General features: G+C 71.7%; 23 protein-coding genes and 1 tRNA gene. 12 read left to right on the top strand and 12 right to left on the bottom strand.

All coding sequences use genetic code 11. The features are described from left to right. The first annotated feature begins 29 nt into the window (after positions 1–29). Positions 30–1,739 (top strand): phenylacetic acid degradation protein PaaN, encoded by a 1,710-nt coding sequence (paaN, locus tag AVL59_RS00375; protein ID WP_067299213.1) that lies wholly within the window; start codon positions 30–32, stop codon positions 1,737–1,739. 123 nt (positions 1,740–1,862) lie between these two features. Here paaN and AVL59_RS00370 read toward each other — a convergent pair whose 3' ends face one another. From AVL59_RS00370 to AVL59_RS56250, 3 genes are read right to left on the bottom strand one after another with little or no spacing between them, the layout of a single operon-like run. Next, a complete protein-coding gene (locus AVL59_RS00370) occupies positions 1,863–2,603 on the bottom strand; it encodes a TrmH family RNA methyltransferase (RefSeq protein ID WP_067299212.1) in 741 nt (246 codons plus the stop codon). Next, positions 2,600–3,817 carry an HTTM domain-containing protein gene (locus AVL59_RS00365; protein WP_067299211.1) on the bottom strand — a complete coding sequence of 406 codons (1,218 nt, stop codon included), beginning with the start codon at positions 3,815–3,817 and terminating at the stop codon, positions 2,600–2,602. Before AVL59_RS00365 ends, AVL59_RS00370 begins: the two co-directional genes overlap by 4 nt. Next, complete coding sequence (locus tag AVL59_RS56250) at positions 3,814–4,368, bottom strand: DUF5819 family protein (RefSeq protein ID WP_372450373.1); 555 nt, start codon at positions 4,366–4,368, stop codon at positions 3,814–3,816. Before AVL59_RS56250 ends, AVL59_RS00365 begins: the two co-directional genes overlap by 4 nt. A gap of 840 nt (positions 4,369–5,208) precedes the next feature. On the opposite strand from AVL59_RS56250, the gene paaA reads away from it, so the two are divergent. From paaA to AVL59_RS00325, 7 genes are all read left to right on the top strand, one after another. Continuing rightward, on the top strand, positions 5,209–6,228 hold the full coding sequence (gene paaA / locus AVL59_RS00355) for a 1,2-phenylacetyl-CoA epoxidase subunit PaaA (RefSeq protein ID WP_067299209.1): 1,020 nt from the start codon (positions 5,209–5,211) through the stop codon (positions 6,226–6,228). Next, positions 6,225–6,512: a 1,2-phenylacetyl-CoA epoxidase subunit PaaB gene (gene paaB / locus AVL59_RS00350; RefSeq protein ID WP_067299208.1), complete on the top strand. Its 288-nt coding sequence runs from the start codon at positions 6,225–6,227 to the stop codon at positions 6,510–6,512. Before paaA ends, paaB begins: the two co-directional genes overlap by 4 nt. Beyond that, complete coding sequence (paaC, locus tag AVL59_RS00345) at positions 6,509–7,228, top strand: 1,2-phenylacetyl-CoA epoxidase subunit PaaC (RefSeq protein ID WP_067299207.1); 720 nt, start codon at positions 6,509–6,511, stop codon at positions 7,226–7,228. Before paaB ends, paaC begins: the two co-directional genes overlap by 4 nt. Continuing rightward, positions 7,222–7,749, top strand: coding sequence for a 1,2-phenylacetyl-CoA epoxidase subunit PaaD (paaD, locus tag AVL59_RS00340; RefSeq protein WP_067299206.1), 528 nt, complete (start codon positions 7,222–7,224; stop codon positions 7,747–7,749). The genes paaC and paaD overlap by 7 nt, the downstream gene beginning before the upstream one ends. Beyond that, complete coding sequence (locus AVL59_RS00335) at positions 7,749–8,813, top strand: 2Fe-2S iron-sulfur cluster-binding protein (RefSeq protein ID WP_067299205.1); 1,065 nt, start codon at positions 7,749–7,751, stop codon at positions 8,811–8,813. The genes paaD and AVL59_RS00335 overlap by 1 nt, the downstream gene beginning before the upstream one ends. Positions 8,814–8,919: 106 nt before the next feature. Beyond that, positions 8,920–9,408 (top strand): hypothetical protein, encoded by a 489-nt coding sequence (locus AVL59_RS00330; RefSeq protein WP_067299204.1) that lies wholly within the window; start codon positions 8,920–8,922, stop codon positions 9,406–9,408. A 224-nt stretch (positions 9,409–9,632) separates the two neighbouring features. Beyond that, positions 9,633–10,766 carry an acyl-CoA dehydrogenase family protein gene (locus AVL59_RS00325; RefSeq protein WP_067299203.1) on the top strand — a complete coding sequence of 378 codons (1,134 nt, stop codon included), beginning with the start codon at positions 9,633–9,635 and terminating at the stop codon, positions 10,764–10,766. A gap of 17 nt (positions 10,767–10,783) precedes the next feature. Here AVL59_RS00325 and AVL59_RS00320 read toward each other — a convergent pair whose 3' ends face one another. The 8 genes from AVL59_RS00320 to AVL59_RS00285 form a co-directional block, all read right to left on the bottom strand. Continuing rightward, positions 10,784–11,113: a rhodanese-like domain-containing protein gene (locus tag AVL59_RS00320; protein ID WP_067299202.1), complete on the bottom strand. Its 330-nt coding sequence runs from the start codon at positions 11,111–11,113 to the stop codon at positions 10,784–10,786. Positions 11,114–11,162: 49 nt separating this feature from the next. Beyond that, the gene (locus tag AVL59_RS00315) at positions 11,163–11,975 is read right to left on the bottom strand and encodes a hypothetical protein (RefSeq protein WP_067316722.1); all 813 of its coding nucleotides are present in this window, start codon (positions 11,973–11,975) and stop codon (positions 11,163–11,165) included. A 49-nt stretch (positions 11,976–12,024) separates the two neighbouring features. After that, positions 12,025–12,501, bottom strand: a complete 477-nt coding sequence (locus tag AVL59_RS00310) for a hypothetical protein (RefSeq protein ID WP_067299201.1) — start codon at positions 12,499–12,501, stop codon at positions 12,025–12,027. Between the two features lie 40 nt (positions 12,502–12,541). Continuing rightward, a complete protein-coding gene (locus tag AVL59_RS00305; protein ID WP_067299200.1) occupies positions 12,542–13,966 on the bottom strand; it encodes a DUF2252 domain-containing protein in 1,425 nt (474 codons plus the stop codon). 227 nt (positions 13,967–14,193) lie between these two features. After that, on the bottom strand, positions 14,194–15,243 hold the full coding sequence (locus AVL59_RS53435; protein ID WP_208870280.1) for an LAETG motif-containing sortase-dependent surface protein: 1,050 nt from the start codon (positions 15,241–15,243) through the stop codon (positions 14,194–14,196). A 434-nt stretch (positions 15,244–15,677) separates the two neighbouring features. Further along, a complete protein-coding gene (locus AVL59_RS00295) occupies positions 15,678–16,379 on the bottom strand; it encodes a histidine phosphatase family protein (protein WP_067299199.1) in 702 nt (233 codons plus the stop codon). 226 nt (positions 16,380–16,605) lie between these two features. Further along, a complete protein-coding gene (locus AVL59_RS00290) occupies positions 16,606–17,718 on the bottom strand; it encodes a sensor histidine kinase (protein ID WP_067299198.1) in 1,113 nt (370 codons plus the stop codon). Further along, on the bottom strand, positions 17,715–18,383 hold the full coding sequence (locus AVL59_RS00285; protein WP_067299197.1) for a response regulator: 669 nt from the start codon (positions 18,381–18,383) through the stop codon (positions 17,715–17,717). The genes AVL59_RS00290 and AVL59_RS00285 overlap by 4 nt, the downstream gene beginning before the upstream one ends. A gap of 386 nt (positions 18,384–18,769) precedes the next feature. On the opposite strand from AVL59_RS00285, the gene AVL59_RS51930 reads away from it, so the two are divergent. Next, entirely contained in the window at positions 18,770–19,372 is a 603-nt protein-coding gene (locus AVL59_RS51930) for a hypothetical protein (RefSeq protein ID WP_159399837.1), read from the top strand. A 132-nt stretch (positions 19,373–19,504) separates the two neighbouring features. On the opposite strand, the gene AVL59_RS00275 is transcribed toward AVL59_RS51930, so the two are convergent. Continuing rightward, positions 19,505–19,588: transfer RNA gene (locus tag AVL59_RS00275), tRNA-Leu, on the bottom strand. A 388-nt stretch (positions 19,589–19,976) separates the two neighbouring features. On the opposite strand from AVL59_RS00275, the gene AVL59_RS00270 reads away from it, so the two are divergent. From AVL59_RS00270 to AVL59_RS00260, 3 genes are all read left to right on the top strand, one after another. Next, positions 19,977–20,834 (top strand): FhaA domain-containing protein, encoded by an 858-nt coding sequence (locus AVL59_RS00270; RefSeq protein WP_067299195.1) that lies wholly within the window; start codon positions 19,977–19,979, stop codon positions 20,832–20,834. A gap of 10 nt (positions 20,835–20,844) precedes the next feature. After that, positions 20,845–21,360 (top strand): FHA domain-containing protein FhaB/FipA, encoded by a 516-nt coding sequence (locus AVL59_RS00265; RefSeq protein ID WP_067299194.1) that lies wholly within the window; start codon positions 20,845–20,847, stop codon positions 21,358–21,360. A 132-nt stretch (positions 21,361–21,492) separates the two neighbouring features. After that, positions 21,493–23,031 carry a Stp1/IreP family PP2C-type Ser/Thr phosphatase gene (locus AVL59_RS00260; RefSeq protein WP_208870279.1) on the top strand — a complete coding sequence of 513 codons (1,539 nt, stop codon included), beginning with the start codon at positions 21,493–21,495 and terminating at the stop codon, positions 23,029–23,031. The last annotated feature ends 19 nt before the right edge of the window (positions 23,032–23,050 follow it).

Below are 23,050 nucleotides of genomic sequence, written 5' to 3'. Positions count from 1 at the left end.
GAGTTCTCCAGACGAGGAGTTGGTCCCGCATGGCCGCCCAACTGACGCCCGACGAGCTGATCGCGAAGCACCGGCCCACTCTCGATCAGGCCCTGGAGGCGATCCGCACCCGCGCGTACTGGTCCCCTCACCCCGAGCACCCCAAGGCGTACGGCGAGCACGGCAGTCTGGACGCGGCCGCGGGCAAGGCCGCCTTCGACGCCCTGCTCGGCACCCGCCTCGACCTCGGCCAGCCCGGCACGGACGACTGGGTCGGCGGCGAGGTCTCGCCGTACGGCATCGAGCTGGGCGTGACCTACCCGCACGCGGACATCGACGTGCTGCTGCCCGCGATGAAGGCGGGTCAGCGCGCCTGGCGCGACGCGGGCGCGGAGATGCGTGCGGTGGTCTGCGTGGAGATCCTCAAGCGGATCGGCGACCGGACGCACGAGTTCGCGCACGCGGTCATGCACACCAGCGGACAGGCCTTCATGATGGCGTTCCAGGCGGGCGGCCCGCACGCCCAGGACCGCGGCCTGGAGGCGGTGGCGTACGCGTACGCGGAGCAGGTCCGCACGCCCGAGACGGCGGAGTGGACCAAGCCCCAGGGCAAGCGCGACCCGCTGGCGCTGGCCAAGCGGTTCACGCCGGTCCCGCGCGGCATCGGCCTGGTCATCGGCTGCAACACCTTCCCGACCTGGAACGGCTTCCCGGGCCTGTTCGCCTCCCTGGCGACCGGCAACGCGGTCCTGGTCAAGCCGCACCCGCGCGCGGTGCTGCCGCTGGCCCTCACCGTCAAGATCGCCCGGGACGTGCTCGCCGAGGCCGGCTTCGACGCGAACCTGGTCGCGCTGGCCGCCGAGCGCCCCGGCGAGGGCATCGCCAAGACCCTCGCCACCCGCCCCGAGATCAGGATCATCGACTACACCGGCTCGACCTCCTTCGGCGACTGGCTGGAGGCCAACGCCCGCCAGGCGCAGGTCTACACGGAGAAGGCCGGCGTCAACACGGTCATCGTGGAGTCGACCGACAACTACAAGGGCATGCTGTCCAACCTGGCCTTCTCGCTGTCCCTGTACAGCGGCCAGATGTGCACCACCCCGCAGAACCTGGTCGTCCCGCGCGACGGCATCCGCACCGACGAGGGCCCCAAGACCTTCGACGAGGTGACCGCCGACCTCGCCCGCGCGGTCGACGGGCTGCTCGGCGACGACGCGCGCGCGAACGCCCTGCTCGGCGCGATCGTCAACCCGGACGTGAAGGCCCGCCTGGAGGCGGCCGCCGGTCTCGGCGAGGTCGCCCTGGCCTCCCGGGAGATCAGCAACCCCGAGTTCCCGGGCGCGGTCGTCCGCACGCCCGTGATCGTCAAGCTGGACGGTGCCAAGCCGGACGACGAGGCCGCCTACATGAGCGAGTGCTTCGGCCCCGTCTCCTTCGCCGTCGCCGTCGACTCGGTGACCGACGCGGTCGAGCTGCTGCGCCGCACGGTCCGCGAGAAGGGCGCGATGACGGTCGGCGCGTACACCACCGACCCCGAGGTCGAACAGCTGGTCGAGGAGGTCTGCCTGGAGGAGTCCGCCCAGCTCTCGCTCAACCTGACCGGCGGGGTGTATGTGAACCAGACGGCCGCCTTCTCCGACTTCCACGGCTCGGGCGGCAACCCGGCGGCGAACGCGGCCCTCACCGACGGCGCGTTCGTGGCCAGCCGCTTCCGGGTGGTGGAGGTCCGCAAGGAGGCCCCGCTGGGGACCACCGCCTGACCGCGGACAACCGTCGGACCGCCGGCCGGCCGCAGTCGGCCGGCGGATCCCCGCCGCCTCCCTGACAAAGCGCGGCACCCGGCACCTCGGACGGCCCGACGACCGAGCCTCTGGGGCCGGGGCTCATGCCCCGGTGGCGCTCCAGTGGTACAGCGTCATCGCCACGCTGGTGGCGAGGTTGTAGCTGGAGACCTGGGGGCGCATCGGCAGCGCGAGCAGATGGTCGGCACGCGCGCGCAGCTCGGCCGACAGGCCACTGCGCTCCGACCCGAAGGCCAGTACGGCGTCGTCCGGCAGCTTGGTGCCCCGGATGTCCTCGCCCTCCGGGTCCAGGGCGAACAGCGGCCCGGCGGGCAGCTCCCCGACGTCCAGCCGTTCCACGGCGGTCGCGAAGTGCAGCCCCGCCCCGCCGCGCACCACCGTGGGGTGCCAGGGGTCGAGCGTGCCCGTGGTGACCACCCCGGTCGCCCCGAATCCGGCGGCCAGCCGGATCACCGCTCCGGCGTTGCCGAGGTTGCGCGGGTTGTCGAGGACCACCACGGGCGCGGTGCGGGGCGTGTGCGCGAGCGCCCGCAGATTGGCCTCGCGGGACGGTCGTACGGCCAGGGCGGCCACCCCGGTCGGGTGGGGGCGCGGCACCAGCGAGGCGTAGGTCTGCTCGGGCACCTCCGTCAGGAGGGCGTCCAGCGCGTCCTCGACGTCCCCGGCCAGCTCGGCGGCCAGGGCGAGCGCCGCCCGCCGGTCGGTGGCGACCGCCACCGGGACCTCGGCGCCGAAGCGCAGCGCGTGCTTGAGGGCGTGGAAGCCGTCCAGCAGCACGGCACCCTCGGCATGCTCGCGCCAGCGGGTCACGGGGTCGGTCATGCGGTGAACCCTACGCGGCCCGACCGGCTGTCCTCGGCGGAGCGCGGTCGCGGCAGCGTACGGTCGCCGGCACCGCGCCGCGGCAGCCGTTCGCGCGCGCGTGCCGCCCAGGCGCCGAGCAGCAGCAGGAAGGACGTGGGCAGGAACACCGCGTCCGCGGTGATCATCGCGAGCGAGAAGAACGGCAGGCCGAGGACGATCGCGATCACGGCGTGCTCGGTCATCATCAGCACCAGCAGGACGTTCTTGACCCTCCGGTTGAACAGCGTGAACGGGAAGGCGACCTGCACCATGACCGTCCCGTAGGTCACGATCATCATGATCGTGCCGCTGGAGGACATCAGATCGGCGAGACCCGGCCAGGGCGAGAAGTAGTCCAGGTGGAGCGGGTAGTAGACGGCGGTGCCGTCCTGCCAGCGCGAGCCCTGGATCTTGTACCAGCCGGCCGTGGCGTAGATCAGGCAGGCCTCCGCCATGATCACGAACAGGGCGCCGTTGTGCAGGACGTTGGCGATCACGTCCAGCAGGATCAGCGGCTCCCTCGACCTCGCCCGGCGCTGCACCGCCCACCACAGGCCGAGCACGGCCCACACCGTCCACAGCAGCGCGGGCACCAGCCAGCCGTTGTCGAACCGGCCCGCCAGCGTCGCACCGCCGAGCGCGAGACCGAGCACCGCCCACAGCACCGGCCCGACGCGGTCGGCTCGCACCTGTTCCCCACGCGCGCGTGCTGCCTCGACGCGGGCCGCCCGCCGCGCGTCCAGGGACCACACCCGGCCACAGCGCGTGAACACCAGGTAGAACGACATCAGGTGCAGGACGTTGTCGCCGCCGTCCCCCACGAAGACGCTGCGGTTCTGCAGCGACAGCACGCCCACCATGAACAGCACGGAGGCGGTCCGGGTGCGCCAGCCGAGCAGCAGCGCCACGCTGGAGAGGATCGCCAGCAGGTAGAAGGCCTCGAACCAGCCCTTCCCGTCGGACCACATGAGGGCCGTGAAGGCGTGGTTGTCGGAGGTCAGCTGCTGGGCCATGTCCCAGCTCCAGGGGCCGTCGGGCCCGTAGAGCTCCTGGCGGTGGGGGAACTCGCGCAGCAGGAAGAGCAGCCAGGTCCCCGCGAAACCGATGCGGATCACGGCGCTCTGGTACGGGCCGAGCGCCGACTCGGTGACACGGGCGATGCCGCGCGAGAGGGTCAGGGAGAGACGGTTCACCGCACACCTCCCGCGGCCTCGTCGGCCGCCACCGTCCACCAGGGCAGCACACGGTAGAAGGGCTTGTCGGAGATCTTCTCCCGGCTCCACCCGGGCGGCTGCACATTGGTGGTTCTGGAGCGGACCTGCACGCGCTGGATGACGCCCTCCCGGCTTGTCGCGTCCTCCCGGTACAGGCGCATCACGACGATCCGGCGCACGTACTGCTCGGAGAGCGCGCCGCGCATGCCCACGGGCCGGTTGTCGGGGCCGTGCGTGGAGACGAAGAAGTCCCAGGCGCGGCGCAGCTCGTTCTGCTGGGTGTGGCTCGGCACCAGACTGCCGTCGATGGCGGCGCCGTCGCGGGCGGAGAGATCGTTCCAGCCGGTGGTGCGCACGCCGCCGTCCTTCATCCGCACCTCGGCGCGCACCTGCACGGCGATGTTCTGCTGCAGCGGGTTCGGGGCGAACAGCTTCCAGTTCTGCTCGAACTCCGGGTACACCCACTCCTCGATCGCCTTGCCGTGCTGCTTGGTCACCGTGTTCGCCGGCGCAAGGCTCAGGAACACCATCACCAGATGGACACAGGCGCCGACGGCGATGACCGCGAGGGCTATGGCCGCGCCGACCTGGTAGCGGGGGGAGAGGGCGGCGACACCGGTGCGGGGTGCCGGGGGGAGGGGTGGGGGCTCGGGTGCCGGGGGCTCGTCAGGGCCGCCGGAGCCGTCCTGAGAGGAAGGGCCGTCGGAGCCGTCCCGAGAGGAAGGGCCGCCGTAGCCGTCCCGAGAGGAAGGGCCGCCGTAGCCGTCCCGAGAGGAAGGGCCGCCGTAGCCGTCCCGAGAGGAAGGGCCGTCGGAGCCGTCCCGAGAGGAAGGGCCGCCGTAGCCGTCCTGAGAGGGAGGGCCTTCGGGGCGGCCTGGGCTCTCGGGAGCGAGGGGACCGTGCGGATCGCCGGATCTTTCCTGCGCGACGGGACCGTGCGGATCGCCGGAGACCTCCCGGGCAGGAGGACGCTCGTGGTCCCCCTGGTCCTGCGGTCGACGCGCCCCGGCCGACCCGTCGGGCCCGCGCAGGGCCTGCGAGTCCTCGTCGTACGCGTCCATTCCGCCCCGTCCCCGCTTCCGCTCCGTCGTCCGGTCACCGTCACAGGCGCCTCGTTCTTCCCGAGCGCCACTCCTCGGCACTCGCACGGAACGGTACTCAGCACCGGCCGCTCGGCGCAGCCCCGGGTACGGCCCGGATCAGTGGCCCTCACCACGCCGCGCCGCCCGCCCCACGGTTTTCCACAGACTGACCGCGGGGTTTTCCACAGCGGTTGACACCCGCAGCGCCCCGGCACACCATTGATGACGCATAGACCGAACGATCGGTCGGGAGCGTGTTCAACGAGAGCCCGAGGTCAGGGGGACCGCATGGCCACAGCAGCCGCGCACCGCACGGCCCGCACAGCGGAGGACGGCGCGCCGGACACCGCCGTCGACACGGCGGCGTACCAGAGTGCCTTCGACGCGGCCGTGGCCGCCGACGAACGCATCGAGCCGCGCGACTGGATGCCCGACGCCTACCGCGCGACGCTGGTCAGGCAGATCGCCCAGCACGCGCACTCCGAGATCATCGGCATGCAGCCGGAGGCCAACTGGATCACCCGCGCGCCGAGTCTGCGCCGCAAGGCGATCCTGATGGCCAAGGTCCAGGACGAGGCCGGCCACGGCCTGTACCTGTACAGCGCGGCCGAGACCCTCGGCACCGGCCGTGACGAGCTGCTCGACAAGCTGCACAGCGGCCGCCAGAAGTACTCCTCGATCTTCAACTATCCGACGCTGACCTGGGCCGACGTCGGCGCGATCGGCTGGCTGGTGGACGGGGCCGCGATCACCAACCAGGTGCCGCTGTGCCGCTGCTCCTACGGCCCCTACGCACGCGCCATGGTGCGGATCTGCAAGGAGGAGTCCTTCCACCAGCGCCAGGGCTACGAACTGCTGCTGGCCCTCAGCAAGGGCACCCCGGAGCAGCACGCGATGGCCCAGGACGCGGTGAACCGCTGGTGGTGGCCCTCCCTGATGATGTTCGGCCCGCCCGACGACGAGTCCCAGCACTCCGCGCAGTCGATGGAGTGGAAGATCAAGCGCCACTCCAACGACGAGCTGCGCCAGCGCTTCGTCGACATCTGCGTCCCGCAGGCCGAGTCTCTGGACCTGACCCTCCCCGACCCGGACCTGCGGTGGAACGAGGAGCGGGGACAGCACGACTTCGGCGCGATCGACTGGACGGAGTTCTGGGACGTCCTCAAGGGCAACGGCCCGTGCAACGAGCAGCGGATCACTCAGCGCAGGCGCGCCCACGACGAGGGCGCATGGGTACGGGAAGCGGCCGCCGCCTACGCGGCCAAGCACACCGGCACCACCGGTGGGACGGGAGAGACACGAGCATGACGACCACCGACTGGCCCCTGTGGGAGGTCTTCGTACGCTCCCGCCGCGGCCTCTCCCACACCCACGCCGGCAGCCTGCACGCACCGGACGCGGAGCTGGCCCTGCGCAACGCCCGCGATCTGTACACCCGGCGCGGCGAAGGCGTCTCGATCTGGGTCGTCCCGGCCGCCGCGATCACCGCCTCCTCGCCCGACGAGAAGGACCCCTTCTTCGAACCGGCCGCCGACAAGCCCTACCGGCACCCCACCTTCTACAAGATCCCGGAAGGGGTGAAGCACCTGTGACCGCGACCGTCCCCGCGACCGCCGCACTCGCCCTCGGCGACGACGCCCTGGTGCTCTCCCACCGCCTCGGCGAATGGGCCGGGCACGCTCCCGTCCTGGAGGAGGAGGTCGCCCTCGCCAACATCGCCCTCGACCTGCTCGGCCAGGCCCGGATCCTGCTGTCCATGGCCGGCGACGAGGACGAGCTGGCGTACCTGCGCGAGGAGCGGGCCTTCAGCAACCTCCAGCTGGTCGAGCAGCCGAACGGCGACTTCGCCCACACCATCGCCCGCCAGCTGTACTTCTCCACCTACCAGCAGCTGCTCTACACCGAACTGGCCGCGCGCGAGGGCCCGTTCGCACCGCTGGCCGCGAAAGCGGTCAAGGAGGTCGCCTACCACCGCGACCATGCCGAGCAGTGGACGCTGCGGCTCGGCGACGGCACCGAGCTCAGCCAGGAGCGGATGCAGCGGGCGTGCGACGCGCTGTGGCGGTTCACCGGGGAGATGTTCCAGCCGGTGGAGGGCCTGGACGTCGACTGGGCGGACCTGGCGGACCGTTGGCTTCGGTCCGTGACGGACGTGCTCGGCCGGGCCACCCTGGCCGTGCCCGAGGGGCCGCGCTCGGGTGCCTGGGCGGCGGGCGCCGGCCGGCAGGGCCTGCACACCGAGCCGTTCGGCCGGATGCTCGCCGAGATGCAGCACCTGCACCGCAGCCACCCGGGGGCGTCATGGTGACGGCCACCGCGCTGGAGGCGGAGCTGCTGGAGCTGGCCGGTTCGGTGCCCGACCCCGAACTGCCGGTGCTCACGCTCCAGGAGCTGGGCGTGCTGCGCGCGGTCCACGTCAGCGGCGCCGACGCGGTCGAGGTCGACCTGACCCCGACCTACACCGGCTGCCCCGCCGTCGAGGCGATGAGCCTGGACATCGAGCGGGTGCTGCGCGCCCACGGCATGCGCGAGGTCACCGTCCGCACGGTACTCACCCCCGCCTGGTCGACCGACGACATCACCTCCGAAGGCCGCCGCAAACTCCAGGAGTTCGGCATCGCTCCCCCGCGTGAGCACCACGCCACGGGACCGGTAACGCTGACCCTGGGTGCGACCCGCACCCTCACCGAGGACACCGACCCGGTCCGCTGCCCGCACTGCGGATCCGCCGACACCGAGCTGCTGAGCCGGTTCTCCTCCACCGCGTGCAAGGCGCTGCGTCGCTGCCTGGCCTGCCGTGAACCGTTCGACCACTTCAAGGAGTTGTGATGGCACGCTTCCACCCGCTCCCGGTGGCCGCGGTCGACCGGCTCACCGACGACTCCGTCGCGCTCACCTTCACCGTCCCGCCCGCTCTGCGCGAGGCGTACCGGCACGCACCGGGCCAGCACCTCGCCCTGCGGCGACGCGCGGACGGCGAGGAGATCCGGCGGACGTACTCGATCTGCTCCCCGGCCCCCGACCCGGCCGGCGAGGGCCCGGGCACGCTGCGGGTGGGGGTGCGGCTGGTCGAGGGCGGTGCTTTCTCGACCTACGCGCTCAAGGAGGTCGGCGCCGGGGACGAGCTGGACGTGATGACCCCGGCCGGACGTTTCACCCTCGAACCGGCGCCGGGTCTGTACGCGGCGATCGTCGGCGGCAGCGGCATCACCCCGGTGCTCTCGATCGTCGCCACGCTGCTGGCGCGTGAGCCCGAGGCCCGGTTCTGCCTGATACGCAGCGATCGTACGGCCGCCTCGACGATGTTCCTGGAGGACGTGGCCGACCTGAAGGACCGCTACCCCGAGCGGCTTCAGCTGGTGACCGTGCTCTCCCGTGAGGAACAGCAGGCGGGCCTGCCGTCCGGGCGGCTCGACCGGGAGCGGCTCACGGGACTGCTGCCCGCGCTGCTGCCGGTGGAGCAGGTCGCGGGATGGTTCCTGTGCGGGCCGCTGGGCCTGGTGGAGGGCGCGGAGAAGGCGCTGCGCGAGCTGGGCGTGGACCGGGCCCACATCCACGAGGAGATCTTCCACGTGGACGCGGGTGCGGCCCCGGCGGCCGGGGTCACGGCGCCCGCGCACAGCACCGTCACCGCCCGCCTCGACGGACGCGGCGGCACCTGGCCGGTGCAGGACGGCGAGTCCCTGCTGGAGACGGTGCTGCGCAACCGTCCCGACGCGCCCTACGCCTGCAAGGGCGGGGTCTGCGGCACCTGCCGGGCCTTCCTGGTCACGGGCGAGGTGCGCATGGACCGCAACTTCGCGCTGGAGGCGGAGGAGACGGAGGCCGGGTATGTACTGGCCTGCCAGTCGCATCCGCTGACGGAGCAGGTGGAACTGGACTTCGACCGCTGAGGCATGCCTCGACCAGGACCTGGAGGGGCCCGAGGGGGAGGGGCCCCTCCACGGTCGGGAGCGAAATCCGGTCGGTGAAGAGGCGGCAGGGAGGCAGCATGGGACGGTGGCCGATCTGTTGTGGGATGACGTCAGGTGGTTCTTCGACCCCGAGGTGATGGGATCGCTGCCGGATCTCCGGGTGCCCGGCGCCTCGGTGAGCGACTGGCAGTCGGTCGCCGATCTGGTTGTGGAGCGGGGGTGGACGTTCCAGTACTCCGAAGGCACTACGGTGCTGCCGCTGCCGCGGGCCGAGGCCGTGCTGTCCCGTCCGGCCGGCTCCGAGCAGCCTCGTCTGGAGGTGCGGCCGGTGCCGGACATGTTGGCGATCTTCCGCTTCCATGCGGCGGAGGAGATCGACTTCGACATCGATCTGCGGGAGGTCCAGGGGCAGGAGCGACTCGATGTCCTGTGCGGCTTCATCGCGGCGATCGGCCGGCGTCTGGGCAAGCCTGTGCTGATGGACACCGAGGGCGGGGACGGGAGCCATCCGGCCCTCGGGTACGACATCGAGGCAGACCGCGTCGTGCTGATGGCAGAGCCGCCGCTGAGGTGACCGGTGCCGACCGGGGTCTTTGGAGGGTGCCGTCGCGGAGCGGCGGGGAGGGGCGGGGGGGGAGGGGCCCCGAGAAGCGATTTCGAGAAGCGCCCCCGAAGACGCCACCCCTCCTCCCCGTTCCCTTCTCCTAGAACCTGTTCTATCTTGACGGCCCGTCAGACGAACGGTCGGACGGACCGCCGGACGGACCGTCGGGCGACCGGACCCCGGGAGGACAGGCCGTGGACTTCACCTTCACCGAGGAACAGCTGGCGGCGGCCGAGGCGGCGCGGGGAGTGTTCGCCGGGGTGGCGCCGGACGCCGTGCCGAGTCCGGCGCTCACCACCGGCGCCGTGGCCGAGGGCTTCGACCGGGAGCTGTGGTCCCGCCTGGCCGGCGCCGACCTGACCGGCCTGCTGCTGGACGAGCAGTACGGCGGGGCCGGTCTCGACGCCATCGCGCTGTGCCTGGTGCTGCGCGAGTCCGCCAGGGTGCTCGCCAGGGTGCCGCTGCTGGAGCACAGCGCGGCCATCGCCGCCGTACAGGCCTACGGCGGCACGGAGCTGGGCGAGCGGCTGCTGGCCCAGGCGGGCCGGGGCGAGCGGGTGCTGACCGTCGCCGCGCACGGCCGGACCGGTCACGACGCGGCCGAACTCGCCGTCACCGCGCGGCGGGACGGGCAGGCGTGGGTGCTGGACGGGGTGCAGACGGCGGTGCCGTGGGCGTACGACGCGGACCTGATCCTCGTCCCCGCGCACACCGGCGCCGACCGGACCGTACTCGCGCTGGTGCCGCGCGAGCAGGAGGGGCTGGAGCTCGCCGAGCAGGTCTCCACCAGCGGGGAGCGGCTGGCCGAGCTGCGTCTGCGGTCCGCGAGGGTCTCGGCGGGCGATGTCATCGAGGCCGAGGGCGCCGGGGAATGGCTGCACGCGCTGCTGGCCACCGGCACCTGCGCGCTGGCGCTCGGCCTGGGCGAGCGGGTACTGAGGATGACCAGCGAGTACACCGGCAAGCGGGAGCAGTTCGGCTACCCCGTCGCGACCTTCCAGGCGGTCGCCGTCCAGGCCGCCGACCGGTACATCGACCTGCGTGCCATGGAGGCCACGCTCTGGCAGGCGGCCTGGCGGGTCGCCTCGGACGCGCCGGGGGCGCTGCCCGCGGCGGGAGACGTCGCCGTGGCGAAGATCTGGGCCGCGGAGGGGGTGCGCCGCGTCGTGCAGACGGCGCAGCATCTGCACGGCGGGTTCGGCGCGGACACCGACTACCCGCTGCACCGGTACCACGCCTGGGCCAAGCAGCTGGAGCTGGCGCTCGGCCCGGCGGCGGCGTACGAGGACAGGCTCGGTGACCTGCTGGCGGCGCATCCGCTCGGCTGACCGCGCCCCCGGGTGGCCTAGACGACCGTGCCGGGCGTCCCGTCGCCGGCGATCACGGGCCGGCCGGCGGCCTCCCAGACCTGCATGCCTCCGGCCACGTTCACGGCGTCGATGCCCTGCTGGACCAGGTACATCGCGACCTGGGCCGAGCGGCCGCCGGAGCGGCAGATCACGTTGACCCGGCCGTCCTGCGGGGCGGCCTCGGTCAGCTCGCCGTAGCGGGCCACGAACTCGCTCATGGGGATGTGCAGCGCCTCGGCGGCGTGACCCGCCTGCCATTCGTCGTCCTCGCGGACGTCCAGCAGGAAGTCGCCGTCCTTGAGGTCCGCGACCTCGACCGTGGGCACACCAGATCCGATTTGCATGTCTGAGACGCTACCCGACGGGCGGCCCGGTTCACCCCTGTCCCAGCAGGCCCGCCAGCTCGGCCTCGCGCTGCTCGATGTCGGCGCGCAGCCGGCCGGCGATCTCTTCGAGCAGGGCGTCGGGGTCGTCCGGGGCCAGGCGCAGCATGCCGGCGATCGCGCCCTCCTCCAGTTCGCGGGCGACCAGGGTGAGCAGTTCCTTGCGCTGGGCGAGCCATTCGAGGCGGGCGTAGAGCTCCTCGGCGGGGCTGGGGCGCCGCTCGGGCGGGACGGGGCCCGCCGCCCATTCCTCGGCCAGCTCCTTGAGCAGCGTCTCGTCGCCGCGGGCGTAGGCCGCGTTGACCCGGGTGATGAACTCCTCGCGGCGCCGGCGCTCGCCCTCCTCCTGCGCGAGGTCGGGGTGCGCCTTGCGGGCCAGCTCGCGGTAGCGCCTGCGGGCCTCCTCACTGGGCCGCACCCGCTCGGGGGGCCGCACCTCCTGGCCGGTGAGCATCGCGGTGGCTTCCGGGAACAGGCCGTGCCCGTCCATCCAGCCGTTCAGCAGCTCCTCGACGCCGGGGATCGGCAGGACGTGGGCGCGGGCCTCCTCGGCACGGCGGATGTCCTCGGGGTCGCCGGTGCGGGCGGCGTGCGCCTCGGCGATCTGGGCGTCCAGCTCCTCGATGCGGGCGTAGAGCGGGCCGAGTTTCCGCTCGTGCAGCCGGGAGAAATTCTCGACCTCGACGCGGAAGGTCTCCACGGCGATCTCGTATTCGATGAGCGCCTGCTCGGCGGCCCGTACGGCCTGCTCCAGCCGTTCCTCGGGCCGCGGCGCCTGGGAATGATCGGCTTCCGGGGTCGTCACGCGACCAGCGTAGGCCACAGCCGGGGCCCGGCGCCCGCGGCCGCCCGGCTCAGCCGTCCGGCCGCGCGTCCGGGCAGTCGGCGGGTATCCATTCGGCCTCCAGGTCCCGGCAGGCGACCACGAGGGTGCCGGGCCGGCAGGCCAGCTCATGGGTGCAGCCGCCGGGGTGCGGAAGGATCTCGTCGAGGACCACGTCGCCGAGGGAGGCCGGGTCGCAGACGTCCAGGACGTCCGACTGGAAGCGGGAGACGCCCGTGTAGCGGACGAGCAGGTCCTCGTCGTGCTTGAAGCAGTTGTGCCGGAAGCGGATCTCGAGGTCCCCGTCGGCGGTGCGGCGCACCCGCTCGGGCCGCAGGTCCTTCACGCACCGTTTGCCGCCGAAGTCGTAGTGCCCGGGGTCGGTGGCGAACGCGCGGGCGCCCGGGGGAAGTCGGGGTGCGAGTTCGGGCAGCCGGGCGAGGTAGGGCCGGGGGTCGATGAGCACCCGTTCCTCGCCCTCGTCCCCGGGCAGTTCGACGTACTTCACCTCAGCACCGCCTTGGCCCTCGCCCTGCCCGCACCCGCGGTCACACCCCCGCCTCGGCCGCGATCCGGCCGGAGCGCACTCCCGCCACCAGGTGGGCGTGGTCCGCTTCGGTGCGGTCGGCGTAGGCGACGGCGAAGGTGGCCATCGCCTCGTCGAGTTCCTCGCTCTTGCCGCAGTAGCCGGCGATCAGGCGGGGGTCCGCGCTGTGGGCGTGGGCGCGGGCCAGCAGGGCGCCGGTCATGCGGCCGTAGTCGTCGACCTGGTCGGCGGCGAGCGCGGCCGGGTCGACGCTGCCCTTGCGGTTGCGGAACTGGCGCACCTGGAACGGCCGTCCGTCGACCGTCGTCCAGCCCAGCAGAATGTCGCTGACCACCTGCATCCGCTTCTGGCCGAGGACGACCCGGCGTCCCTCGTGCTCCACCGGCGCCGCCTCGAACCCGGCGGTGGCCAGGTGCGGGACCAGCGCCGAGGGGCGGGCCTCCTTCACCTGGAGGACCAGCGGCTGTCCGCGGTGGTCGAGGAGCAGCACCACGTACGACCGCGTGCCGACGCTGCCGGTGCCGACCACCCGGAAGGCGACGTCGTGCACCGCGTGCCGGGCCAGCAGCGGCAGCCGGTCCTCGGAGAGTGTCGCCACGTAGGACTCCAGGGAGGCGGCCACGGCCGCCGCCTCGGCGTCCGGGACCCGCCGCAGTACCGGTGGCGCGTCGACGAAGCGCCGCCCGCCGCCCGCCGCCTCCTCGGTCGACTTGGCCGCGAACCGGCCGCTGGTGTTGGCCCGGGCCTTCTCCGAGACCCGCTCCAGCGTGCCGAGCAGGTCGTGGGCGTCGGTGTGGGAGACCAGTTCCTCGTCCGCGATGGCGTTCCAGGCGTCCAGCACCGAGAGCTTGGCCAGCAGCCGCATGGTGCGCCGGTAGGCGCCGGCGGCGTCCCGGGCGGCCTTGCGGCAGGTGTCCTCGTCGGCGCCCGTCTCCCGTCCGGCCAGTACCAGCGAGGCCGCGAGCCGCTTCAGGTCCCACTCCCAGGGGCCGTGGACCGTCTCGTCGAAGTCGTTGAGGTCGATGACCAGGCCGCCGCGGGCGTCGCCGTACAGGCCGAAGTTGGCGGCGTGCGCGTCGCCGCACAGCTGGGCGCCGATCCTGGTCATGGGGGTGCGTGCCAGGTCGTACGCCATGAGTCCGGCCGAACCGCGCAGGAAGGCGAAGGGGGTGGCAGCCATCCGGCCCACCCGTATCGGTGTCAGCTCGGGTATGCGGCCGGCGTTGGACTCCTCCACGGCGCCGATCGCGTCGGGGCGGGAGGCGTCCAGGTCGAGGGCGCTGTGCGCGCTGCGCGGCACGCTCGTCCTGAGTGCCTTGCCCTCTTCCTTGGGCGAGCCCGGCGGCGGCCAGTGGGCGAATCCGCGCACCCGGGGCAGCCGAGGCGCCGCCTCCCGCTCCGCCGCTTCCAGACCAGCCTCGGTCACCGCGACCGCCTCCCCCGAACACCCGCTCGCATGAAGATCGACTCGAACATCAACTCGTGCAGACGGTACAGCCGGTGGCGGAAGGACGTCACACCCTGTGGACAACTCGGCACCTGTGGAAAACGCCGCACCGCTCGACGGAAGCCGCTCTCCACGGTGCGGGTCCGCGCGGCCGCCGACGAGCGGACGCGCGGACCTCGCGATCAGCAGGAGGCGAGTCGCCGTTGTCAGGCTGCGGTTCCCGGACCTGCGGTCCTGCGGCGGCGCACCACGAAGACAGTGCCCGCGCCGATGGTCACCGCGGCGCCGGCGGTCAGGGCGATCAGGGGCAGCGCGGAGCTGGAACCGGTCTGGGCGAGGTGGCCCTGGGGAGCGATCTTCGTGTTGCCGGACGGCTGCTTCGGCAGCGGCTTCTTGCCGCCCTGCGGCTTGGCGTCGCCGGGGGTGCCGGGAGCGGCGCCGGCCTTGAGGATGTCGAACTCGTAGTAGCTGTCGTCTCCGGAGACGACACAGTTGCCCTTTTCATCGGCGTACATGCCGATGCTGATGGCGTAGCCGAGGCCGGCCGGGGCGGTCTTGTCCACGGCCAGGCGCAGGTCGATGGAGAAGGACTCGTGGGCCTTGACGTCGGTGTAGCCGAGGTAGCCGGCGCCCTCGTCGTTCTCGTCCAGGGAGATGCCGGTCCACTTGCCGGAGGACGGGTCCTTGTACTGCAGGGTGAGGTGGCTGGTGTCGATGAAGTAGTCGTTCTTGTCCATCTGGACGGCGAAGACGCCGAGGTCGACGCGCTGGTAGGCACCGTCACTGGTGTTGTTCACGTGCAGCTGGAAGCCGTGGAAGCCGCTGCCCGCCACGATCTTCGAGGGCAGACCGGAGAGGCTGGTGTGCAGGTTCTTGTCGACCCGGGGCTCGTTCTCGTTGCACTCGACGGGGCCCGTCGGCTCGGACGCGGATGCCGAGGGAGTGGCGGACACCGTGCTCGACGCGGACGCGCTGGAAGAGGCGGACTGGGCGGCTGCGGGGGTGTTCTCGTCGGCCGCCGGGGTGGTGTCGTCGGCCGAGGGAGTCGTCTCGTCCGCGGCCGGGGTGGTGTCCTCGGCGGCAGGCGTCGTGTCGTCGGCGGCGGGCGTGGACTGCTCTTCGGTGGGAGCCGTCTCGCTGACAGCCGGGGCAGCGCTGCCGTCATCCGTCGCATAGGCGGTCGGTGCCGCCAGCAGGACGGCCGGAACTGTGGCGGCCGTCGCGGCGGCGAGAGCCAGAGAGCGGCGAAGCTTCATGCGTACCTCAGGGGCGTGAGTGGCCGAAAACGTACGCAGAGACGACCCGCAGCGGCCGAAAATGGTTGTCCGAGATTCAACGATGCTTATGTGACACACGTCACTCTGATAGATGGGAGGCCCGGGCCGGAAGGGACATCCGGCAGGCCGGGCCGCGACTGCGGCTGCGGCCAGGGCCACGACTGCGGCCGGGGCCAGGGCCACGACTGCGGCCGGAGCCGGGGCCACTGCCGCTGCCGCTGCGGTCACCCTTGCGGAATCTCACAGTGCGGCAGCCACGCGGCACGACGCGGGCGACCGGTTGCCGCCCCGCGTCCGGCCTCACCGGAGCGATCGAGCCGGGATCCCGACCCCCGGCCGGCCGGTCGGCGCCCGCCGACCGGCCGGCACACCCCTGAGCGCGGCACATCACCCTCGGATGCCCTGATCAGGCCCTACCCACAGCTGGTGATGATCGCTTCCTGGAAGGAACCTGATCGTTCCCCGCCGCCCAGGTGGGCCGCCGAAGACTGATCGCCATCGGCGCGCACAAGCGCCGCCGACCACGACAGGAACCGTCGCCGGGCCGCCTCCTGGGAAGTGACGTGACCGAGCCGGACGTCCCAGCAGCCGCCACTCCGGGTGAGCGAGACCGCGGACAAGGGGGCCACGGTGAGATGCCAGAAGGCGCGTGCCGGTACGGCCAGAGCGTGGATGAGCGCGGCCCGGACAACGGCTGCTTCGGTGATGGCCACCGCGTGGCCCGTGTCGGGCGCCACGCCGCTCAGCCAGTCCGCTGTTCGGCGGCAGAGCTGGCGTACGGACTCGCCCTCGTGGGGCGCGGCATCCGGGTCAGTGAGCCAGGCGGTGAACCCGTCGGGGTCGGTTGCGATGACGTCGCCGACGGTACGACCACACCAGGTGCCCAGGCCGAGGTCGCGCAGCGCAGGCTCGGACGCTGCCGCGAGGCCGAGGGCGTCAGCGGTCTGCGCGCAACGGATCGAGGGCGCCCGGAGGGCCGGCCCACGGGGAGAGAGCACTGCTCTCGCGGCGCCTGCCATACGCAGGCTGTGCTCGCTCAGGGGAGCGTCACCGAGGAGTGGATCCAGGGTGGCATCACCGCCGGGCGCACACAGGAATGTCAGGTGGATCGTCATGGGACCGACCTCCTTCTTGGCCCGGCACGGCTCCAGGGAAACGGATGGAACGGCCGACACCAGGTGGTGCCTCACGTCCTCCACGGTCGGGGAAAACCCGCCCGCCGCACCATCCGCCAGGTGTCCGAAACCACCCGGCCGACCGGCCGGCGCGCCCCCGCCGCCCGGCCGGCTCGGTGTCGGTCGCGGGTGACGAGCTTGCGGGCGGCCGTGCCGGCGGGGGCGTTCACCGGTTCCGCTCGACGGGCAGTTCCAGGCAGAGCTCGTAGCCCCCTTGGGCCGTGGGGCCGGATGTGACGCTGCCGCCGAGGAGCTCGGCTCGTTGGGCCAGGCCGGCCAGGCCATGGTGGGCGCTCGGCAGGGCGACCGCACGTCGGGTGGGGGCGGTGTTGGTGACCGTGGCGTAGAGGCCACCGTTCCTGTGGTCGATGCGGACGGTCGCGGTGGCGCCGGGGGCGTGTTTGCGGACGTTGGTCAACGCTTCCTGGACGGTGCGGTACACAGCGCGCTGGACCGTGGGCGGAAGTTCCTCGGGCAGGTCGGTCTCCAGCTTCGCTTCGATACCGCTGGCCTCGACCAGATGCTCCAGGTCGGCGAGGGAAGGCTGCGGGGTGAGCTCCGTGGGCCTGCTGCCGGAAGCCCGCAGAACGCTGACCATGTGCCGCAATTCTTCGAGGGTCTGCACGCTCAGGCGGCGGATCGTGGCGGCAGCCTGTCTCGTTTCGGCGTCCCGGCTGCCCACTTGAAGCGCTCCTGCCTGTACGGCGATGAGGCTGACCTGATGGGAGACCACATCGTGCATCTCCCGGGCGAGCTGGGCGCGTTCCTTCGCCAGAACGCTCTGGGCGGTCAGCAGCCGTTCGTGCTCGCGAGCCTCGAAGATGTCGGCGAGCCGCAGGGACAGTTCGCGTCGGGCCTGGACGAGTTGGCCGAGGAAGACGGGGGCGGCCGCGGTGGCCAGGGTGTAAGTGAGGTGGAAGAGGTTGTTCGTCTGGGACAGTTCGGTGGCGTCCAGGGACGACCACGGCCAGGGCAGGAAGTCGATGATCGCGTAGATCAGCGCGCAGCCGGCCAGCAGGAGGCGGTGGCGGTTGAGCGAGGAGAGCGTGTACAGCGCGGCCATGGGGGCGACCACCGCGTCGGTGACCAGAGCGGTGAGGAGCGTGAGGACGAAGGTCGTCAGGGGCAGTCGACGACGCAGCATCAGAGCGAGGGCGCCGAGCAACGCGAAGGCAGCGGCCGGCTGGTCCTCGACGTCGACGTGAAACCACACGTCCGCCAGCGCGAACCCGGCGAGGGCGAGGTCGAGCACCAGAGCCGGCGGCCGTCGGGGGCTCACCGGGCTCCCTCGTCCGGCGCCGGAGTGAGCAGGCCCGCGCGCTCGGCGATCAGAACCGCCTGGACGCGGCTGCTGACCTGCAGTTTGCCGAGCACGTTGGTGACATGCCCCTTGATGGTGCCGGTGCTCAGATGCAGCCGTTCGCCGATGTCGGTGTTGGCGAGTCCTTCGGCCATGAGGACGAGCACGGCACGCTCGCGCTCGGTCAGCCGGGCGGTGAGACGGACGGCGGTGGGCTCACGAACGCTGCTGTCGAGGTAGCCGTCCACCACCAGGCGGGTGACCCCGGACGACAGCACGGTCCCTCCCTCGGCCAGGGTGCGCACAAGGTGGGGAAGCTGCTCGGGGTCGGTGTCCTTGAGCAGGAATCCGGCGGCGCCCGACCGCAGGGCGGCCGCCACGTATTCGTCGGTGTCGAAGGTGGTGAGCATGGCGACCACCGGAGCCTGCGGCATGCGCCGGAGGTCGGCCAGAATCGTGAGCCCGTCCACGTCCGGCATCCGGATGTCGAGCAGGACGACGTCGGGCTGCAGCTCCCGCACCGTGCCCACGGCCTGGCCACCGGATACCGCCGCGACGACCTCGATGTCGTTGGCCGTGTTGAGGATGTGTGTGAAACCCATGCGGATCAGGGCTTCGTCATCGACCACCAGTACCCGGATCACGTGCGCTCCGCTCGTCGCATGCCCCGATCCATGCGTACCCCCGCGGGAGCCTTCTCCGGACGGCCGGAACGGAGAACCCGCCGGTTGGCGGCGTACCTCAGCCGATCGGCCGGGGGCGCCCTGGCCGCGGGGGAAACGGACCTGGTGAGGTCGTTCCGCAACAGGCTTCGGCAGAAGCTGACGGATCGACGGCTCCGCGGCGTCGCGGCGTCGCGGCGTCAGCAGGTCGCGCCCGGCTTCACCGGCTCGAGGTCGATGAGGTAACTGTCCACAGTGCTTCCGGGGGTCCTTGGGGTGGGGCCATCTCCGAGTACGAAGACGACGGCAGGGGGTTCGAGGCGGCCTGCGCCGCCGTCCGCCGGCTCTTCCACGCGATGGAGGACGCGATGAACCCCTCACCGCCGACGTCCAACGGGCATCTCTCACGAACGGAAGCCAACAACCTGACAGCGGCAGCGGACGTCGACGACCTGGCGGAGGTCTCCTCGGGTGCGGACGCCACATCGGTCCGTACCCTCTCTCACGGCCACCGTACGAACGGGCCGGAGCTCGCCACGGCCCCGGACGCCGGCTGGTACGCACGCGAAGGCGACCACGAGGACACCGATGCGCCGGTCGCCAACTCCATGCGCCTGTCGTCCGCCGAGCAGAGCGAAGCCAAGGCTTCCGGGACCGGCAAGAAGACCTCTCCGAGGAAGTACCTCTTCGGCTACGACGCCCACCTCGTCGAAGTCCTCCCCGCCCTGGCCCTCGGTAAGAACCCCGCTCGCCTTCCAACCGGCTCACGCCGACCGCCGCAAGATCAAGAAGTCGCTGGAGACCCTGCCCCCGGGGGCGAACGCCCACCACGGCGTACCCACCACCGTCGTCAGGCAAGAGAACCGAAGACCTGGACCCCGACCGGCCACCTCGCACCCGCCGCCCAGCCGGGCAGGCCCCCGCGTAACAACTCGACATCACCCGCGGCAAAACGCTGGCCCCGCCCGTGAAATAGCTCACGGACGGGGCCGGCTGCGTCCTCACCAGGCTGTGGGATCCCTCACAAACCCGGACACAACGAGAAAAGGGCCCCTGCGGTGACTTTCGTCACCTGCAGAGACCCGTTTCATCGGTTTCTCTTGTGCGCGAGGGGGGAGTTGAACCCCCACGCCCTTGCGGGCACTGGAACCTGAATCCAGCGCGTCTGCCTATTCCGCCACCCGCGCATTGGGTGTGTCTTCCGGCTTCGGCCCTTGTGGGCTGGCCCCTTCCGACATCCAGAACATTAGCACGTCGTACGGGGTGGGTTCACATCCCTTTCCCGGCGCCCGGCCGCACCCTCGTACCCGCGTACGTCTCAGCGCATGCCTGGTCACGTATCAACCTCGTACCGGTCCCGGGGATCTGCCCAGGAGGCGGACCGGGTCCACAGCCGGGTGCGGGACACTGGTCTCCGGCCGCCTCTACGATCCATGCCAGGAAGAGTTCGAAGGGGAGCCGCTGGGGGAACCGGCTGATTGCCGGGCGCGTAGATACGATCAGTAAGCAGTACCGGGCAAGACAACGGCACTAGAGCAGGGCAAGACACAGCGGCAGCGACGGAGGAGGTGCCCCATGGGAGTCCTGAAGAAGTTCGAGCAGCGTCTCGAAGGTCTGGTCAACGGCACCTTCGCCAAGGTCTTCAAGTCCGAGGTCCAGCCGGTGGAGATCGCCGGCGCGCTCCAGCGGGAGTGCGACAACAACGCGACCATCTGGAACCGGGACCGGACCGTGGTCCCCAACGACTTCATCGTGGAGCTGAGCGCGCCGGACTTCGAGCGCCTCAGCCCCTACTCCGGGCAGCTCGGCGACGAGCTGGCCGGCATGGTGCGCGACTACGCCAAGCAGCAGCGCTACACCTTCATGGGCCCGATCAAGGTCAACCTGGAGAAGGCGGACGACCTCGACACCGGCCTGTACCGGGTGCGCTCGCGCACCCTCGCCTCCTCCGCCGACCAGCAGGGCGCCGCTCCGGCACCGCCCGCCGGCCGGCCCGGCCAGGGCGCCCCGGGCGGCTACGGCTACCCGCCCGCCGCTCCCGCCGGAGCGCCCCCGATGCCCTCGGCGCCGCCCTCCGGCGCCCGCTCCGGTGGCCACGGCTACCCCCAGCCCGCCGCTCAGCGGCCCGCGGCCGCCCCGGCGAGCGGCGGCCGCACCCGCCACTGGATCGAGATCAACGGCAACCGCCACCAGATCTCCCGCCCGACGCTCGTACTGGGCCGCAGCACCGAGGCCGACGTGCGGATCGACGACCCCGGCGTCTCACGCCGGCACTGCGAGATCCGGACCGGGACGCCTTCGACGATCCAGGATCTCGGCTCCACCAACGGCATCGTGGTGGACGGGCAGCACACCACTCGCGCTACGCTCCGCGACGGCTCGCGGATCGTCGTGGGCAGCACCACCATCATTTACCGGCAAGCCGAAGGGTGAAGCGGGGGCAATGTCAGAGCTGACCCTCACGGTCATGCGGCTGGGTTTCCTGGCCGTACTGTGGCTGTTCGTGATCGTGGCCGTGCAGGTCATCCGGAGCGACCTGTTCGGTACGCGTGTCACCCAGCGCGGATCGCGTAGGGAAGCCGCGCGCCCGCAGCAGGCGGCCCGGCAACAGTCGGCGCCCCCGCAGCAGCGCGGCCAGCAGGGCGGCGGCCGACGGGGCCGCAACGCCCCCACCAAGCTGGTCGTGACCGAAGGCACACTGACCGGTACCACCGTCGCGCTGCAGGGCCAGACCATCACTCTGGGCCGGGCGCACGACTCCACGATCGTGCTGGACGACGACTACGCCTCCAGCCGGCATGCCAGGATCTACCCGGACCGCGACGGCCAGTGGATCGTCGAGGATCTCGGCTCCACCAACGGCACCTACCTGGACCGTTCCCGGCTGACGACTCCCACGCCGATCCAGCCGGGCGCGCCGATCCGCATCGGCAAGACCGTAATCGAGCTGCGGAAGTAGTACGACAATGAGCGAGCGGAGCGAGCACGCAGCGGCAGGCCGCACCCCGGTCTCCGGCGCGCTCCCGACCGGAGGGTGGGCAGTGTGGCTCGACACGACCGGCTGCATTCGGAGCCGACGGGCGAGGTGCGCATGAGTCTGTCACTGCGCTTTGCCGCCGGATCGCACAAGGGCATGATCCGCGAGGGCAACGAGGACTCCGGTTACGCCGGTCCCCGTCTGCTCGCGATCGCCGACGGCATGGGCGGCCAGGCGGCCGGCGAGGTCGCCTCCTCCGAGGTCATCTCCACGCTGGTCACGCTCGACGACGACGTGCCCGGCTCCGACATCCTCACCTCCCTCGACACGGCCGTGCAGCGTGCCAACGACCAGCTGCGCGCCATGGTCGAGGAGGACCCCCAGCTGGAGGGCATGGGGACGACCCTCACCGCCCTGCTGTGGACCGGCCAGCGGCTCGGTCTCGTGCATGTCGGCGACTCGCGCGCGTATCTGCTGCGTGACGGGGTGCTCACGCAGATCACACAGGACCACACCTGGGTGCAGCGGCTCGTCGACGAGGGCCGGATCACCGAGGAGGAGGCCGCCACCCACCCGCAGCGCTCCCTGCTGATGCGCGCGCTGGGCAGCGGCGACCACGTCGAGCCCGACCTGTCGATCCGCGAGGTCCGCGCCGGCGACCGCTATCTGATCTGTTCCGACGGCCTGTCCGTCGTCGTCTCCCACCAGACGATGGAGGAGACGCTCGCCAGCTACCAGGGCCCGCAGGAGACCGTGCAGGAGCTGATCCAGCTCGCTCTGCGCGGCGGCGGCCCCGACAACATCACCGTCATCGTCGCCGACGTCCTCGACCTGGACACCGGTGACACGCTCGCCGCGCAGCTGTCCGACACCCCGGTCGTGGTCGGCGCCGTCGCCGAGAACCAGCACCATCTGCACGACAACGGCATCATGCAGACCCCGGCGGGCCGCGCCTCCCACCTCGGCCGCCACGGTCACCGGGGCGGCGGCGAGTTCGGCCCGCCCGGCTCCGGCGACACCGGCTATGTGCCCGCGGGCAGCTTCGGCGACTACGGCGACGAGGACTTCGTCAAGCCGCGCAAGGGCCGCAGGTGGCTGAAGGGAACGCTGTACGGCGCCCTCGCCCTCGCGGTGATCGGCGGCGGTCTGTACGGCGGATACCGCTGGACGCAGACGCAGTACTACGTCGGCACCAGCGACGAGCACGTCGCGCTGTACCGCGGCATCAGCCAGGACCTGGCCTGGGTGTCGCTGTCGAAGGTGGAGAAGGACCACCCCGAGATCGAACTCAAGTACCTGCCGCCCTACCAGCAGAAGCAGGTCAAGAACACGATCGCGGCGGGTGGCCTGCAGCAGGCCCAGACGAAGATCGAGGCACTGGCCGTACAGGCCTCCGCGTGCAGGAAGCAGGCGGAGCGCACGGCCGTCGAGAGCGAGAAGAACGCCAAGACGGGCCAGGGCGAGGCCGGAGGGACCACGGGAACCACCCGCTCCTCTTTCACGTCCAAGGCATCACCGACGCCGAACCCGTCGGCCTCCAAGTCGTCTCCCACCACGAAGCCCCCGACCCCGTCCGCGAGCGCCACTCCTCACCCCGGTCCCAGCCTCTCCGAGGATGAGAAGAAGGTCGTCGATCAGTGCGGCAAGCAGTAGGCAAGCCGTGAGAGGCCCA

This window comes from Streptomyces griseochromogenes (assembly GCF_001542625.1).
Lineage (GTDB): Bacteria > Actinomycetota > Actinomycetes > Streptomycetales > Streptomycetaceae > Streptomyces > Streptomyces griseochromogenes.
The sequence above is the reverse complement of the archived record's forward strand: the minus strand, read 5'-3'. Positions and strand labels throughout refer to the sequence as shown.